Source organism: Proteiniclasticum sp. C24MP (assembly GCF_043951855.1).
In the GTDB taxonomy this organism is placed as follows: domain Bacteria; phylum Bacillota; class Clostridia; order Clostridiales; family Clostridiaceae; genus Proteiniclasticum.
This window is the reverse complement of sequence record NZ_JBINJW010000007.1, coordinates 111,413-127,951: the sequence shown is the minus strand read 5'-3', so window position 1 is coordinate 127,951 and position 16,539 is coordinate 111,413. Positions and strand designations below refer to the sequence as shown.

Sequence of the window (16,539 nt, the reverse complement as noted above, 5' to 3'; positions counted from 1 at the left end):
GGAAACAGCCTTAAATCAAACAAAAAGTACAAGAATCAACTCCCAAACCGGAAGTTACTCTTGCACTTTTAGCTCTTCTCTTACTCAGTAAATCAAACGGAACTTACTTTTGAATTTAACCTCTCTGATTTCTAAAGGTTTTCAGCCTTTTCATCCGTTTCTGTTTCTCAATTACCGCTCATGCTGAAATAATGTTCCTTCTTAAATCTCTTCTTTTACAAATCCTCATAATCCACGGAAACTTCATTGGAAAACAGAACCTTTATGTAATCTCTACCTGCGTATAAAATGCGATATATATAGACATACTCATGATCTACTCGATAAAAGATGATATAGTTTCCAGCCACAAGATATCTGAAATCAGTCTGAACGCTGATTTTAGAAGATAAGTCGACCCCAAGTAATGGAAACATTTTTAACTGTTCGTAACGTTCAATAATCTTCCGCACCACATTCAATGCAGCTGCGGGATTTTGAAGTTCTTCTGTTATGTAATCCCTGATTTCAATCAGATCTTCTGTCGCGTTTGGATTTACACGGATTTTATACATGTCATCAAACCCCCAGCTTTTCTTTCACCTGATCTTCTGACATCCAATCTTCATCACTGTTGATGTGTTTTTCAGCTTCCATTAGCTTAGACAACAATTTTATGGTTGCCTGTGTCTTTTCATACTCTTCGATATCTACAATGGCAAACTTACCCCTACCATTCTTTGTTAAAAATACAGGAGAACCGACCACAATATCTTTTAATACTTCGTTGTAATTTCTTAAATCAGAAACCGGCTTTATATTTGGCATACGATCAACTCCTTTTCTATATTATATTTTATTTTACTTAAAATTCAACTTAATTTTTTACATCAATTTAGTTGAAGCACCATCCGGATTCATAAGACTCCCATTCTGAACATACTCTATGCCCATGAAAAACCCCTGATTCTGTACTCCAATCGAGCATTGAACCAGGGGTTGCATATACGATTTTACGCATTATTTTTTCTGATCTCTTTGAGAACCCTGCTATTCCAGTATGCCGAAGGTGTATCCTGCAGATTCGAACTGGTCGATGACCTGGTCCAGATACTCCGCTGTAATATCCTTGGTATCATGCATCAGCACCACGGCGATGTCCTGCATCCAGTGCTCGCTAAGCGTGAACATCACATGCTCCGCCATGGCCTGTGGCCCTTCCGGTCTTCTGCTCCTGGGCTCTCCATCTCCAGATATGGCGTTCCAGTCCATATCATAGACGCCGATCTCAGCCAGAGCACTTCTTGCTTCGTCGATGCCCTTCCAGCTCATGGAGCCTCCTGGAAACCGGAAGACTCCGGTATCGAAATCATCTCCAAGAGATGCTCGCATGAGATCCCTCGTCTCTATGAACTCTTCCACAATCTTTTCCTTGTCCGCCACTTTCCCGGGATAGAGTGTATCGTAGACATGACTGTAGCTGTGCACCGCGATGGCATGTCCTTCCTCTATATAGCGCTGAAGCACCTGTTCATCTGGATGCTCCGCCAGCACATACCCCGGAATGAAGAAGGTTGCTGGCACGCCTCTTCTCTTCAGAACCTCCAGCACCGCCTCGCTTTTCTTCACCGGACCATCATCAAAGGTTAAAAAGGCGAGATTCTCCCCTTCATAGGATACACCACCCCAGATCCAGTTTCTCACCATTTCCGTGCTGTAGGCATAGGCGGACGCTCCCAGGGAATGATTGGTTCCCGGTTTCAGAAGCGTGAGATCCCTCGTGTCAGGAACACTTTCCTCCCGGTCCAGAGGCCCTTCCTCAGGGCTCGCTACGGACCCCTCCACTTCTGGCTCTTTCGGCTCCACCCCTTCTTCCCTGTTCTCCTGCTCCAGGTTCTGATCCTCTACACTATTCGCCACTTCCAGGGGCTTGCTGCCACCTGCAAGCTGATCCCTGAAGACATACCCAGCCGTTCCAAGCAGCACAAGTAGAAGCAGACCACCCAGAAGTTTCCTTCTGTTTCTTCTGCTGTGCATCTTTTTTCTGTCATTTATCTCTTTTCTTCTTTTCATTTCCTCATATCCGTTCATTTCTCTTCAAGTCCCTTCTTCTTCGTCTCTTTATGACGCATACCCTCTTCATTGTGACCGCTCTTTTAATTCCTCATGATCGGAGGATAAGCGTTCTCTCACTTATAAGGGTATAGGAAGTATACCTTCCAAACCTTACTAGAAGGTTAATAAAGGTTAACAATTCAGTTACTTTACGCTTCACTTTTTTTGGTATGATAGAGATAAATCAAACTACGGATAAAGGAGAAAATGATCTCATGAAAGATTACAACGGATTCATCGGTTCCTACACAAGAAAAAAGAGCAAAGGCATACGAAAATTCAGGTTCAACGCGGAAGAATTTGAAATAGAGAACTTCTATCAGGTGGAAGACCCTACCTACCTTGCCCTCAGCGAAGATGGAACCATTCTCTATTCCTCCATGCGGGATAAGGAGGACCATGGGGTGCTCTCCATAAACCTGAAGACCGATATCGTGGATAAGGTGCTCTATGAAAAGGAAAATACCCCGTGCCATGTTTCCGTCTTTGACGACTATCTTCTGGCTTCCAATTACCATGACGGGAATCTGGATCTCTACCCGCTGGAGGAGCAGATGGTGAGAAGAAGAATCTCTTCCATCAAGCATGAAGGCAGTGGGCCCATAGAGAAAAGACAGGACTCTTCCCATCTTCATTTCGCCATGAGGAACCCCTACAACGAGGATATTCTCGCATGCGATCTGGGCACAGATAAAGTCTACCTCTATCAGGTGGGCGAAGAAGGTCTTGAGAAGAAAGGCGACCTCCTGCTCCCACCGGGAAGCGGTCCAAGGCACCTGACCTTCCATAAGAAGGCAAAGTTTCTCTATGTGTTTTCTGAGCTTTCCTCCGAGATCTTCGTATATGATTTCCGAAGCGGAGACTATGCCTTGAAGCAGGTCATGAAGACCCTGCCGGAGAACTTCCACGGAGAGAACACCGGAGCCGCCATAAGGCTTACCCCAGACAACCGGTTCCTCTATGTATCCAACAGAGGTCACGACAGCCTTTCCGGCTTCAGAGTGAAGGAGAACCACCTGCTGGAGAAGATCGAGACGGTATCCACCGAAGGAGACCATCCAAGGGATTTCAACATCTCTCCCGATGGAGAATTCCTTCTGGCAGCCAATATGATCTCCCATAACCTGACCCTCTTCAAGATCGACAGAGATACAGGAAAGCTTCTACTATTAAAGAAGGATATCAGTACCCCTGAACCCGTATCCATCGTATTTCAGAAATAGCTGATATCCATAGCGTCCATGAGATACAAAAGATGCATCCGGAAAAATTCCGGATGCATCTTTCTTCTTAACTATCTATACGCTGCTTCCTTGAAGTATGGGGACACTTCTTTTTTATGCAACTGCAGTTAATATGAAGGATAGGATGAAGAGGACGGTGATGACGTAGAGGATCGGATGAACCTCTTTCGCCTTCTTGTCCACGATCTTCGCAATGGCATAGAACAGGAATCCGAATGCGATACCATTGGTGATGGATGCGGAGAATCCCATGAATGCCAGTACCATGAATGCAGGTACTGCGATGGTAAGATCATGCCAATCGATGTTCTGGAGCCCTTCCGCCATCATGATACCCACCACGATAAGTGCGGGTGCTGTGGCTGCTCCAGGCACCATCAGTGCGATGGGTGCCAGGAAAAGAGATACGATGAAAAGGACACCTGTGGTAACAGAGGCAAGACCTGTCTTGGCTCCCTGCGCGATACCGGCTGCACTTTCCACATAGGTTGTGGTATTGGATGTACCAAGAAGTGCTCCGATGGAAGTGGCTGTCGCATCAGCAAAAAGCGCTTTTTCCATCTTTGTGTTCATACCCTTGGAATCTTCCACCGCATTGGCATCCTCTTCTGTGAAGATCCCTGACTTTCTGCCTGCACCCAGGAAAGTTCCGATGGTGTCGAAGGTATCTGTCAGAGAGAATGCGAAGATGGTTGTAAGAGTGATGAAGAGCTTGTCCATGGCGAACAGCCCGTTGAAATCAAGCTGGAAAAGTGTAGGTGCAAGGCTTGGTACTCTGAACATGTCCATGGACAGTTCAGGAACGTTTGTCACACCAAAGAAGATTCCGATGAAGGTGGTTGCAACGATGCCCACAAGAATCGCACTCTTCACTTTCAGAAGAAGAAGAACGATGGTGATGAGCAGTCCGATCAGTGCAACCTGCGCTGTTGGGTTTGTGAAGTCGGTCAGTGCAGGCACGATGTCTGCGAACATGCCGCTTCCGTCACCGTTGTCGGTGATTCTGTTAGCAGTCTCTGCCGTAAAGGTCAGGAAACCCGCCTGCTTGATGCCAAGATAGGCGATGAACAGTCCGATACCACCACTGATGGCATACTGCAGGGATTCAGGGATCGCCTTCACGATCATCTTTCTGATCTTGGTCACCGTGATGAACACGTTAATAAGTCCACATAGGAATACCAGTGCCAGAGCCTGCTGCCAGCTGTATCCCAGTATAAATACAACAGTGAAGGTAAAGAATGCATTGAGCCCCATTCCTGGCGCTACCGCAAAAGGTACATTGGCCACAAAAGCCATGATGAATGTTCCGATGACCGCTGCCAGAATGGTCGCTGTGAATACTGCACCCTGGTCCATACCTGTGAGTCCCAGAATCTGGGGATTGACAAATATGATATAAGCCATGGTAAGGAAAGTCGTGGTTCCACCAAGTATCTCGGTCTTGATGTCGGTACCGTGTTCCTTCAGCTTGAATAATTTTTCCATTTTCCACCTCATATGATTTATTATGATTACTCATTCATTTTATACGAATGATATCATTAGCGCAAGGCCTTTCGTTCGCTCTATCAGTTTCTTTATACATTTCATGGCTGTAAACGGTAATCAGACTAATTTTTAGCCGTAATTCCAGTCTGAAACCTCAATATCCGCATCAATCCCGATGATAATCATTATCCTTTGCCGGATCATTCGTGTACTTTCCATGAAATCTCCGAATATTACATCCAGGAAGCAGTGGATAGCATCAGGGTATATTTCCATATATTTCGTCTCTATGAAGAACTATTATTCGTACTGTCTGAATATGAAAGAAGCAGCGGAATCTTCCCTTCAAGGGTCTTCCGCTGCTTCATCGCTTTCTTCTTTGTTTAGGTTTTATACCTTGTAGACTGTGGATGCGGTGTTTCCACCCTGTCCGCTCCAGTCGTGATGGAAGAATTCTCCTCTTTCCTCATCGATTCTTTCGAACATGTGGGCACCGAAATAGTCTCTCTGCGCCTGCAGAAGATTGGCAGGAAGGTTCTCCGTATGATATCCGTCGTAGTAAGCCAGAGCGGAGCTCATGGCCGGCATGGCGATGCCGTTTCTTACGCCAGCAACCATGATTTCACGAAGCCCTGATACCGCCTTTTCCAGTTCCTTCTGGAAGAAGTCATCCACCATAAGGTTCATGAGCTTCGGATTCTTGTCGTAAGCCTTTCTGATGTCATCCAGGAACGCGGAACGGATGATGCATCCACCTCTCCAGATGGAAGCGATCTCGCCCAGATTCAGTCCCCATTCGAATTTATCCGACGCCGCTTTGAGAAGAGAGAACCCTTGGGCATAGGATACCATCTTGGAAGCATAGAGCGCTTTTTCCAGATTCTTTATGGTCTCTTCCTTGTCCACTTCACTGACGGGTCTCTTCACAAGCTTTGATGCTTCCACTCTCTCATCCTTCATGGAAGAGAGGATTCTTGCATAGACCGCCTCTGTGATGAGAGACACCGGCTGCCCTTCTTCCAGAGCAGAGATGACGGTCCATTTTCCCGTCCCCTTCTGCATGGCCTTGTCCAGAATGAAGTTCACCAGGTATTCACCCTTTTCATCCTTCTCGCCCAGAATATCTGCCGTGATTTCCACCAGGTAGCTTTCAAGTACTCCCTTGTTCCACTTGGTGAAGACCTCTGCCATCTCATCATTGGAAAGGCCCAACACATCTCTCATCACCGCATAGGTTTCCGAGATCAGCTGCATGTCTCCGTACTCGATGCCATTGTGGATGGTCTTCACGTAGTGACCGGATCCACCGGCACCGATCCACGTTGTACAGGCTTCATCTCCGTTCTTTCCGGCCTTGGCCGAGATATCGATGAAGATATCCTTGATGCCTTCCCAGGCCTCCTTGGCGCCGCCAGGCATGATGGACGGACCATATAGTGCACCCAGCTCTCCACCGGATACCCCTGAACCTACAAAATAGATGCCCTTTTCCTGAAGCTCTTTGACTCTTCTTTCCGTGTCTTCATAGTTGGAGTTTCCTCCATCGATGATGGTGTCTCCCTCATCAAGAAGCGGCAGGATACTGTCTATGGTGGCATCCACCACGCTGCCTGCTTTGATCATGAGCATGATCTTTCTCGGTTTCTTCAATGAGGAAACGAACTCTTCCATGGAATAGGATGGAACGAAGTTCCCGTCCTTCCCTTTTCCTTCCATGAAATCTCTGATCACCGATGAGGATCTGTTCCCGATGGATACGGTGTATCCTTTGGACTCGATGTTTCTGGCCAGGTTTTCACCCATTACTCTGAATCCGTAAATTCCAATATCTCCTAACATAATTACCTCCTAAGGCAAATCCTGTTTGCCCTTCATTCAATCTGATATATCCTTCAAACTTTTTCTTACCTTATTATTCATGTTCCCGAACCATTTTTCAATGGTTCTCCATCACTCTTCACGTACTCTTCACGAATTCTTCATAAGATCCAGAGAATCTCAGCAGACTGTTCTCACTCTTCTCCGAAGAAGCGGATCTGCAATCGTTCTTCTATGAAAAAAGCTTCTTTCCCTTCTTCACCGAAACCGATAGGATTTCCAGCGTTCACCAGGAAGAAGCCTCATTTTTGTCATTCATGAAGAAGTAAAGGAGCTCCGATGCAGGATCCGCAAGGAAAGCTCCAGCAGCGATTTCTAAAGATCCTTTACAAGTTCCACAGCCTCTGCCACAAGATTTCTGATTTCATCAAACTTCTGATTGTCGATGAGATCCTCTTTCACCATCCAGCTTCCGCCGCATGCAATGATATTGGGATGACTCAGATACTCTCTGACATTTGAAGTGTTGATTCCGCCGGTAGGCATGAACATCATATTCGGGAACGGACCGGAAAGCGCTTTGATGGTCTTCAGTCCACCGTAGTTTTCCGCGGGGAAAAACTTCGCCACAGGAAGTTCAAATTCCAGAATGCTCATGATTTCCGTAGGTGTGCAGATTCCGGGGAAAATCGGAATGTTGTTCTCTACGGCGAATTCCGTCACCGGCTTTGAGAATCCGGCTGTGACCAGAAATTCAGCACCTGCATCCAGTGCGGTCTGTGCCTGCTTCACACTGGTGATGGTTCCGGCACCCACAAGAAGCCCTTCTATTTTTCTCATTTCTCTGATGGAATCGGCTGCCGCTTCAGAGCGGAAGGTCACTTCAGCCACAGGAAGGCCACCCTCCATCAGCGCTTTACCCAGTTCATAGGCATTTTTCGCATCATTCACTTTGATCACAGGAACGATTTTCAGGCTTTTCAGGTTCTTGATAAAATCTTTCATTTTCATACTCCTCTATATTATATTTGACGATCACGCATCGTCTGGTATTTAAATCGGATATCTAAATACTAATATACACGCAATGAACCCATCAGTAAAGAAAGGAGCGCCGAAGTCATGCCTTCCTTCCATACCCTTACCGAAGCAGCTTCAGATCACTTCAAACCTCATGTCCTCGCCTAGAAAGAAGCTTGCCACATTTTCCGCACAGGTTACACTGACCGCATTGATGGCTTCTTCGGAATACATCCCTATATGAGGCGTGATGATCACATTATCCAAAGAGAGAAGCGGATGATCCGCACCTACAGGCTCCACCTCTGTGACATCCAGCGCAGCACCTTTCAGCCTGTTTTCAGTGAGAATTCTGTAGAGATCCTCCTCATTGACGATGCCGCCTCTGCCGGTATTGATCAGAAACGCCTCCTTCTTCATCGCCGAAAGCCGCTCATAGTTCAGCATGTTTCTGGTCTCCTCCGTCAGCGGTACATGAATACTGAGAAAGTCGCTTTGTCTGATGACGCTGTCAAGGTCTGTCAGCTCCACATAATCTCTGAACTCTTCAGGCAGCTCCTTGACAAAAGGATCATAGGCAAGCACTTTCATGCTGAATCCCTTCGCCCTTCGGGCCACATTCTTTGCAATGGCGCCAAACCCCAGAATCCCGAGGGTCTTGTTGAAGACATCCACACCGATATAGGTTTTCCACTGCCCTTTCTTCACGAGATTGCTGCAGGCGGTGATTCCTCGGGCCACATTGAGAATATGACCGAAAGCCAGATCCGCCACCGCGTTCGCATTCATCGAAGGCACATTGGTCACTCTGATGCCCAGCTCCCTTGCAGCCTCAAGATCGATGTTGTCCAGTCCCGCTCCGTGCTTGGCGATGATTTTAAGATGCACGCACTTCTTCATCACCTCTTTCGGAAAAGGATGTGCCCCGATGATCAGTGCATCATAGTCCACTATATTCTGCTCAAAGAGAGCCTGTTCAAAGCCTTCCCCCATCATGGTGTGCTGAAGATCCGCTCCCTCAAGAATCTCAAAGGGCTTGTCACTGACACTACCGAAGGAACGAGAGGTAATCATTACTTTTTTCATCTTTGCCTCCTAGGCCAGCTTGTATTCTTTTGCCAGCAGCGTTATTTCATCAAATCTGCCCGCCTCGATGAGTTTCCTGTTCACCAGGTTCCCTCCGACACTGACACCGACGCATCCCGCTTCGATGAAATCCTTCGCGTTCTCCGCATTGACCCCACCTACCGCTGTAAGCGGAATATGGTTGATGGGACCCGTAACTGCCTTGATATAGCCCAGTCCAAGGGTTGCTGCCGGAAAGAGCTTCACGATATCAGCACCCATTTCATAGGCATCGATGATTTCAGTGGGTGTCACTGCGCCAGGGATCGATATAAGACCCAGCTCTTTCGTCTTGCTGATGACGTCCCTGTTGCTGTTGGGAGAAATCATGAACTCCGCTCCCGCTTCATAGGCATCCACAACATTGTCCACAGTAAGCACTGTACCTGCACCCACTGCTACTTCATCTCCGAAGTGCTCTCTGATCTTTCTTATGGCAAGAAGCGTATCCCTGGAAGCTTCTTCGCTTTTCGCATTGAATGTCACTTCCACGCAGTGGATGCCTCCATTCACCAGTGCAGCAACCGTATCCACGATATAATCAGAATGAATGCCTCTTATTATGGCCACAATCTTTTCCTTCAGAATCATTTCCATCACATTTTTCATGTTCTTAGCCCCTTTCTCTCACAGTCATTAAGTTTCTGAATCCTTCCAGCGCAAAGCTGCTCTCCTCCGCCGGCGAAACCACCTTCACCGCGACCCCAGGAAGCACTTCCTTCAGGATCATTTCATAGGCACTGACATAGGAAGCCGTGCCCAGAATGATGATTTCCTCCACATCCTTCCACTGCGCCCGCATTTTCTCCTTCAGATGCAGAATCGGACTTCCGCTGATGACTCCTGTCAGAAGCATCTGACGCTCCTCATCTGAGGACAAGCCGAAGACCTTGGTGGAGTGCACCACATAGAGCGCTCTGGAGATGCCTTCCTTCACCAGCAGCTCATACCCTCTCAGCACCGGTTCCTTATGATACACTTTGACGTTTTTCGCGGTCTCTCCCCCAAGAATCGTTTCTTTCAGAATGGCATGGTGCAGCTCTCCGGTGAAATGAGAGGAGATATCCTCTATGGCACCTTTTCGTATCAGCATCATATGCGTATGGGAACCTGGCGAGATCATCACCTGGGTTTTGTCTTCCTTCAGGTAGCCCAGCCTCAAAAGCCCCATGACCTCGATTTCCTCTCCTCTGGTATTGCCCATGAGCTGAACGTTCCCGAGATGGAGCCCTTCCTGGGGGCGTCTTGTTTTCGCCCCCAGAATCAGCTTCAGCGGTCGGAGGAAAAAGGTTTCCTCCTCATGGGTATAGATGCTTTTGTAGAGGGCTTCTTTATGAATCGGCGTCTCCAGATGAGGCACTTCGATGATGCCGAAAGGGTTTGTGATCATGCCCGAAAGATAGATTTCCTCCACATCACTGTCCTTCATGCCGTTTCTTCCAAGGAGCGCATCATAGCCCTCCTTCAGCTTTCTGAGAAGAATGCTGCGGTCCCCTGAAATCGCCGAGTCTCTGGTGCCAGCTTCCAAAAACATCTGGTCCAGCACCTTCTCCTCTTCCATGAGATAGATCCTTGTATTGGTGGTGCCTGAATCATAATATACGCTAATCATTCCCACTTACCTCCATTGACGTGGCCTTGTATAAATCAAGGTAACGCTCGTATCTTCTTTTGAGCTTTCTGTGGGCCTCCCTGTCCGGATAGATCACCCGATCCGAAAGCGCATCGTATTTCTCCTCACTGAAACTGACCCCGAGAAGCTCTGCGCCAAGATAGACCCCACCCATCAGAGAACTGTGTTCAATCTTGCTCACAGTCATGGGGATGTTGAAGAGATCCACGCAAAGCTTCGTCCAGTGCTCCGAATGAAGAATCCCGCCTGAAAGCATGACCTTTTCCGGAATGCCGTTGATATCGGAGATGACTTCGTAGCACTGATAGAGATTGAAGAGGATTCCCTCCAGCACCGCCTGATACATATCATAGCGGGTATGCTCCGGTTTCAGGTCCATGAAGCCGCCGAACCTTCCATCTTCCCAGCCGGGGCTTCTTTCCCCGAAAAGAAACGGCAGAAACACCGGAAGTTCTTCTTTCCCCGTATAGCCTTTTTCAATCTGATCGTAGGTGGTGCCTGGTTCAAACATCTTCTTCTTGAACCAGTCCACGCAGTTTGTGGCACCGGAAGTGGCTGCGCCGCTGATCCATTTGTATGGAGAACGGTAGCACCAGGTGCTTGGTTTCAGCGGAATGACGGGCTTATCCGAAGACAGGCGGATGGCTCCACTGGTGCCCACGGAAAATGTCATGACCCCGTTTTCTATGGCTCTTGCACCGACCTGGTTGAATCCTCCATCCGCTCCTGACGGAATCACCGGAATCCCCTCCTGGAGTCCCAGGGTGATTGCCGCTTCTCTGGTCAGCGGAAAGGTACCCTTATAGGAGACGATTCTTCCCAGCTGGGAACGCTTGATTCCGATGAAATCCAGAATCTCATCATCATAATCCACCGTATGGGTATTCATCAGTCCGCTCCCCGATGCCATGGAATCCAGCACCACATATTCACCTGTGAGCCGATAGGTATTATAGGTCCCCTGTCCCATGATGTACCTGCCGCTGAAATCCTCTCCGTTTTCACGCATCATCATGAGCTTGAAGGATGGATAGATGGCACTGACCATGCACCCCGTTCGACGATAGTACCATGAGGTGAACTCCTCGTCTTTTCGCAGTTCTCTGCACAGAGGGGATGCCTGGGTATTGGACCATACATACACCGGCGTCACAGGCTTTTTGTTTTCATCCGTGAGCATGACGCTGTGCCATGCACCGCTCAGCACAATGATATCCACTTTCCTTCCTGTGGCTATTTTCCTGCCCACTGCCATGGTCTGCTGATACACCGTATCCGCATCCTGAAGTGTGGAATCCTCATCCTGAGTGAACGGCAGAGACTCCATGACATAATTTCCTGTTTCCGTATCAAAGAGCATCCCTTTCGCAGATGTCGTACTGGATTCCAAAACAAGTATATTCACGTTTTTCATTCCTTTCCTGCAGATTCCGGCACAGTTATTGCCGGCATCCGCCCCCAATTCGTTGATTATTTTGACGGTATCGCCGCTCCTTCCGATGCGGAAAGCACATTCTTCCTGTACTGATGGAGATACCCTGTGACTTTCTTCTCCGGGGGCCTTTTATATGTTTTTCTTCTCTCCTCAAAATCCACATCCGGCGCTTCGATGTTTCTGCCCCTGACATCCACAACAATTTCATCACCATCCATAAGATAGGCAATGGGACCATCGTCCATGGCTTCCGGACAGATATGCCCTACAAAGCATCCGTTGTTTGAACCTGAGAATCTTCCATCGGTGATCAGGCATACGCCGCTTCCCAGGTTCATGCCCACCAGAAGCTTCATCGCCTTGTACATCTCGGGCATGCCGGGTCCCCCTTTGGGGCCTTCGTTTCGGATGACCACCACATCACCGGCTTTCACCTCATGGTTTCGGATGCCGATGAGCGCATCCTCCTCGCTTTCATAGACCCTGGCTGGCCCCTTGAAATACAGGGCATCATCCGGAATCGCAGAAGGCTTGGTCACTGCGCCAAGCGGTGCAAGGCCGCCTTTCAGCACCGCAATGCCGCCGCGCTCATGAACAGGGCTCTGAAGATCCTTCACGATGGAACGCTCAGGCAGATCATGCGTCTTCAGCACATCCTCCCAGCTTTTTCCCGTCACCGTCATGGCTTTCCTATTTAGCTTCTCCTTCATGGCCCGGATCACCTGAGGAACACCGCCCGCTTCATGGAAATCCAGCAGCGTGGCAGAACCGGCAGGAATCATCGGCACCAGATGCGGAATCTCATCACTGATGGCCCCCAGTTCGAATATATCCAGCGGGATATCCGCTTCTCTGGCAATGGCCAGGAGATGCAGCACCGCATTGGTGGATCCCCCGATGGCCGCATTGACACGGATCGCATTCTCGATGGCTTCTCTCGTCAGGAGATCTTTCACCACCACATTCTTTCTTACAAGGTCCATGACCGCTTCTCCTGTTTCAAAAGCCACCTGGATCCTTCTGGAATACACAGCAGGAATGGTTGCGGATCCGGGTAGGGAGAGTCCCATGGTTTCAGCCAGACAGGCCATGGTATTGGCCGTTCCAAGCATGGCGCAGGAACCGATGGTGGGCACCGCGTTGTTCTCGATCCAGGTGAACGCCTCCATGGAAATCTTCCCGGACTTCAGCGCGCCTTCAGACTGCTGGATGATGGAGTGATCGATGTATTCTCCCCCGTAGGGATTGTTCTCCAGCATCCTTCCCGGTAAAGCAGGACCCCCATTGACAAAGACCGTAGGCAGATTCACCCGAAGTGCGCCTAGAATCATGCCTGGAATGATCTTGTCGCAGGACCCCAGAATCACCAGACCATCCAGTCTGTGCGCCTCCACCATGGCTTCGATGTCATTGGCGATCATTTCCCGTGTAGGTAAGACGTACTTCATTCCTTTATGCCCCATGGCAATGCCGTCGCAGGCTCCGATGGTGCCGAAGTCCAGAGGCGTTCCACCATTGGCGTAGATGCCTTCTTTCACCTTCTGCGTCATCTGGTTCAGAACCGTATGGCCCGGACAGATGGAGTTGAAGGAATTCACCACGGCGATGAGGGGTTTTTTCAGCTCATTGTCCGTGAATCCACTGGCTTTATAGAGGGACCTGACATTGGCCCATTCCGGTCCGACAAGTATATCCTGACTTCTCATAATCATCCTCCGATTTCTACCACTCTGCTACACTGCCATCCTCATGCCGCCATACCGGATTCTTCCAGTTGTGGCTGCCCAGGGAAGCTTCCTTCACTTTTTCCTCGTCCACTTCAATGCCAAGCCCTGGACCTTCAGGCATCTTCACAAATCCATTCTCATAATGGAAGACTTCAGGGTCCTTGAGATAATCCAGAATGTCATTTCCCTTGTTGTAGTGAATACCAAGACTCTGCTCCTGGATGAAGGCGTTATGGCTAACCGCATCCACCTGAAGACAGGCCGCCAGCGCAATAGGTCCCAGTGGACAGTGGAAGGCCACAGCCACATCATAGGCTTCTGCCATGGTGGCGATCTTTCTGCATTCCGTGATGCCTCCCGCATGGGAGAGGTCCGGCTGGAGGATGTCGATGTATCCGGTGGAAAGGAGCTGTTTGAAATCCCACCTCGAATACATTCTTTCTCCCGTCGCTATGGGCGTGGAGGTATGTCTTGACAGCTCTTTCAGCGCTTCCAGATTCTCGTCGAGAACAGGCTCTTCAATGAACATCAGCCGATAGGGTTCCAGCTCCTTCATGAGAATCTTCGCCATGGGTTTGTGCACACGACCATGAAAATCCACACCGATGCCGAAATCCTTGCCCACGGTTTTTCTTATGGCATCCACTCTTTCCAGAAGCGCATCCACTTTCGCGTAGGAATCGATGTACTGCAGCTCTTCCGTGCCGTTCATCTTGATGGCTGAAAATCCCTGCATCTGCTTCTTCTTCGCTTCTTCGGCCACATCACTGGGTCTGTCTCCGCCGATCCAGGAATACACCTTGATCTTGTCTCTCACCTGTCCCCCTAAAAGGTCATACACCGGCGCATTGAAGAACTTGCCCTTGATGTCCCAGAGCGCCTGATCAATACCAGCCATGGCGCTCATGAGGATCGGTCCGCCTCTGTAGAATCCTCCTCTGTAAAGAACCTGCCAGATGTCTTCGATCTTCATGGGATCTTTTCCGATGATGTACTGTGAAAGCTCTTCCACAGCCGCCTTCACCGTCTGGGCGCGGCCTTCGATGACAGGCTCTCCCCATCCGGAAATGCCTTCATCGGTCTCCACCTTCAGAAACAGCCATCTAGGCGGAACCTGATACAGCTTGATATTTGTAATTTTCACTTCGAACACTCCTCTTCATGCCGCCTGTTTCTACTCCATGTATGCACCTTTCATGGGTGATACCGCCAGACGGCTGTATGTTGCCAGAATTCCTGTCTTCTTCTTCATGGGAGGCAGTTTCCACTGGACGCTTCTTTCCAGAAGGATCTTCTCCATCTCTTCCTCGGAGCGTCTTTCTCCCTCCACACCGACGATCTTCAGACTTCGGTTTTCGATGCTGATCTCAATGAGATCATTCTCTTCCACAAGACTGATGGGGCCTCCATCAGAAGCCTCAGGAGAAACATGACCGATGGCCGGACCTCTTGTGGCTCCGGAAAAGCGTCCATCCGTAATGAGCGCTGTGGTGGAGCTTAAGGTCTCATCTGCCGCTATGGCCTCCGTGGTGTAGAACATTTCCGGCATGCCTGTGCCCTTGGGTCCTTCATAACGTATGAACACGGCGTCTCCGGGAGTGATCTTTCCTGTAAGAACCGCCTCCAGAGCTTCCTCTTCACTGTTGTAGGGCCTTGCCCTCAGAACAACCTCACGCATTTCCTGAGGCAGCGCCGAATGCTTCACCACTGCACCTTCAGGTGCAAGATTTCCGTAGAGAACCGCCACTGCACCTTCCTTCTGGATAGGGTCCGCATAGGTTCGGATCACTTCTTCTCTCTCGTAACCCAGCTTTCTGAGCTTGCTTTCCATCCGTTCGAAATACCCGTTTTCTTCCATCTCATCCAGATTCTCGCCAAGGGTTTTCCCTGTGACCGTCATGACATCCAGATGGAGATGCGCTCTGATCTCACGCATGACCGCAGGCACCCCTCCTGCATACCAGAAGTACTCTGCCGCGAACTTTCCGCTGGGCCTGACATTGACCAGATACGGAATCTTTCTGTGAATCTCATCGAAGAGATTCCCGTCGATTTCCACGCCGATTTCATGCGCAATGGTCGGAATGTGCAGCATGCTGTTGGTGGAGCCTGCAATGGCCGCATGGACCATGATGGCATTTTCGAAAGCCTTCCTTGTCAGGATGTCAGAAGGCCTGATGTCCTTCTTCACCAGTTCCACCAGCTGCACCGCAGCACGGCTGGCCACCTCTTCCATCTCCGAGCTCACCGCCGCCATGAGTGACGTGCCAGGCAGAGCAAGACCTAATGCTTCACTCATGACCTGCATGGTTGCAGCGGTTCCCATGAATGCACAGGCGCCGCAGGTGGGGCAGGCGCTATGCTGCTTCTCCCGGAAAACCTCTTCCGTGATTTTTCCTGTCTTCAGCTGTGCACTGTAGGTTCCGATCTGCTCCAGCGTCAGCATGTCCGGGCCTGCCTTCATGATGCCTCCCGACACCATGATCGAAGGGATGTCAAGCCTTGCGATGGCTTTCAGATGCGCAGGTACACCTTTGTCGCAGCTGCTGATGAAGACCGCTCCGTCAAAAGGGGTTGCGGTAGCCTGAATTTCGATCATGTTGCAGATCATCTCTCTCGACAGAAGAGAATAGTTCATTCCATCGTGTCCCTGAGCGATACCATCGCATATGTCCGTCACAAAATACTTGGCGGGTTTCACCCCTATACCATTGAGCGCATCTTCAGATGCATGGACCAGGCGGTCCAGATGGACCGATCCCGGGTGGGAGTCTCCATAGGTGGATTCGATGATGATCTGCATCTTGGAGAGATCCTCCACACTCCAGCCCATTCCCATTTTCAGCGCATCCATCTCCACGGCCACGCTTCTCATCATTTGACTTTTCAGTTTCATTCCTTTACCTCCACTATCTTCCGGCATTTAAGGATACGTTTCCCTGCCATCTTTTA

14 protein-coding genes are annotated in these 16,539 nt (G+C 49.3%); 1 reads left to right on the top strand and 13 read right to left on the bottom strand.

Annotation, left to right across the window (positions count from 1 at the left end):
- Positions 1-215: 215 nt before the first annotated feature.
- The 3 genes from ACHAL6_RS07600 to ACHAL6_RS07590 form a co-directional block, all read right to left on the bottom strand.
- The gene (locus tag ACHAL6_RS07600; RefSeq protein ID WP_395269777.1) at positions 216-554 is read right to left on the bottom strand and encodes a type II toxin-antitoxin system RelE/ParE family toxin; all 339 of its coding nucleotides are present in this window, start codon (positions 552-554) and stop codon (positions 216-218) included.
- A 4-nt stretch (positions 555-558) separates the two neighbouring features.
- Entirely contained in the window at positions 559-807 is a 249-nt protein-coding gene (locus ACHAL6_RS07595; RefSeq protein ID WP_207599410.1) for a type II toxin-antitoxin system prevent-host-death family antitoxin, read from the bottom strand.
- Positions 808-1,029: 222 nt separating this feature from the next.
- Entirely contained in the window at positions 1,030-2,052 is a 1,023-nt protein-coding gene (locus ACHAL6_RS07590) for a polysaccharide deacetylase family protein (RefSeq protein WP_395269775.1), read from the bottom strand.
- 257 nt (positions 2,053-2,309) lie between these two features.
- On the opposite strand from ACHAL6_RS07590, the gene ACHAL6_RS07585 reads away from it, so the two are divergent.
- On the top strand, positions 2,310-3,317 hold the full coding sequence (locus ACHAL6_RS07585; RefSeq protein WP_395269773.1) for a lactonase family protein: 1,008 nt from the start codon (positions 2,310-2,312) through the stop codon (positions 3,315-3,317).
- A 114-nt stretch (positions 3,318-3,431) separates the two neighbouring features.
- On the opposite strand, the gene ACHAL6_RS07580 is transcribed toward ACHAL6_RS07585, so the two are convergent.
- The 10 genes from ACHAL6_RS07580 to ilvD (ACHAL6_RS07535) form a co-directional block, all read right to left on the bottom strand.
- A complete protein-coding gene (locus ACHAL6_RS07580; protein ID WP_395269771.1) occupies positions 3,432-4,826 on the bottom strand; it encodes an NCS2 family permease in 1,395 nt (464 codons plus the stop codon).
- Between the two features lie 393 nt (positions 4,827-5,219).
- The gene (gene gnd / locus ACHAL6_RS07575; RefSeq protein WP_395269769.1) at positions 5,220-6,668 is read right to left on the bottom strand and encodes a decarboxylating NADP(+)-dependent phosphogluconate dehydrogenase; all 1,449 of its coding nucleotides are present in this window, start codon (positions 6,666-6,668) and stop codon (positions 5,220-5,222) included.
- Between the two features lie 354 nt (positions 6,669-7,022).
- Positions 7,023-7,652 (bottom strand): bifunctional 4-hydroxy-2-oxoglutarate aldolase/2-dehydro-3-deoxy-phosphogluconate aldolase, encoded by a 630-nt coding sequence (gene eda, locus ACHAL6_RS07570; RefSeq protein ID WP_395269767.1) that lies wholly within the window; start codon positions 7,650-7,652, stop codon positions 7,023-7,025.
- Between the two features lie 150 nt (positions 7,653-7,802).
- Positions 7,803-8,753: a phosphoglycerate dehydrogenase gene (locus ACHAL6_RS07565; protein ID WP_395269765.1), complete on the bottom strand. Its 951-nt coding sequence runs from the start codon at positions 8,751-8,753 to the stop codon at positions 7,803-7,805.
- Positions 8,754-8,762: 9 nt separating this feature from the next.
- Positions 8,763-9,401, bottom strand: coding sequence for a bifunctional 4-hydroxy-2-oxoglutarate aldolase/2-dehydro-3-deoxy-phosphogluconate aldolase (locus ACHAL6_RS07560; RefSeq protein WP_395269763.1), 639 nt, complete (start codon positions 9,399-9,401; stop codon positions 8,763-8,765).
- A gap of 4 nt (positions 9,402-9,405) precedes the next feature.
- A complete protein-coding gene (locus ACHAL6_RS07555; protein ID WP_395269761.1) occupies positions 9,406-10,404 on the bottom strand; it encodes a 2-dehydro-3-deoxygalactonokinase in 999 nt (332 codons plus the stop codon).
- A complete protein-coding gene (locus tag ACHAL6_RS07550) occupies positions 10,397-11,839 on the bottom strand; it encodes a gluconokinase (RefSeq protein ID WP_395269759.1) in 1,443 nt (480 codons plus the stop codon). The genes ACHAL6_RS07555 and ACHAL6_RS07550 overlap by 8 nt, the downstream gene beginning before the upstream one ends.
- Before the next feature lie 56 nt (positions 11,840-11,895).
- On the bottom strand, positions 11,896-13,566 hold the full coding sequence (ilvD, locus tag ACHAL6_RS07545; protein WP_395269758.1) for a dihydroxy-acid dehydratase: 1,671 nt from the start codon (positions 13,564-13,566) through the stop codon (positions 11,896-11,898).
- 16 nt (positions 13,567-13,582) lie between these two features.
- A complete protein-coding gene (gene dgoD / locus ACHAL6_RS07540) occupies positions 13,583-14,731 on the bottom strand; it encodes a galactonate dehydratase (RefSeq protein WP_395269756.1) in 1,149 nt (382 codons plus the stop codon).
- A 30-nt stretch (positions 14,732-14,761) separates the two neighbouring features.
- The gene (gene ilvD, locus ACHAL6_RS07535; protein ID WP_395269779.1) at positions 14,762-16,477 is read right to left on the bottom strand and encodes a dihydroxy-acid dehydratase; all 1,716 of its coding nucleotides are present in this window, start codon (positions 16,475-16,477) and stop codon (positions 14,762-14,764) included.
- Positions 16,478-16,539 lie beyond the last annotated feature (62 nt).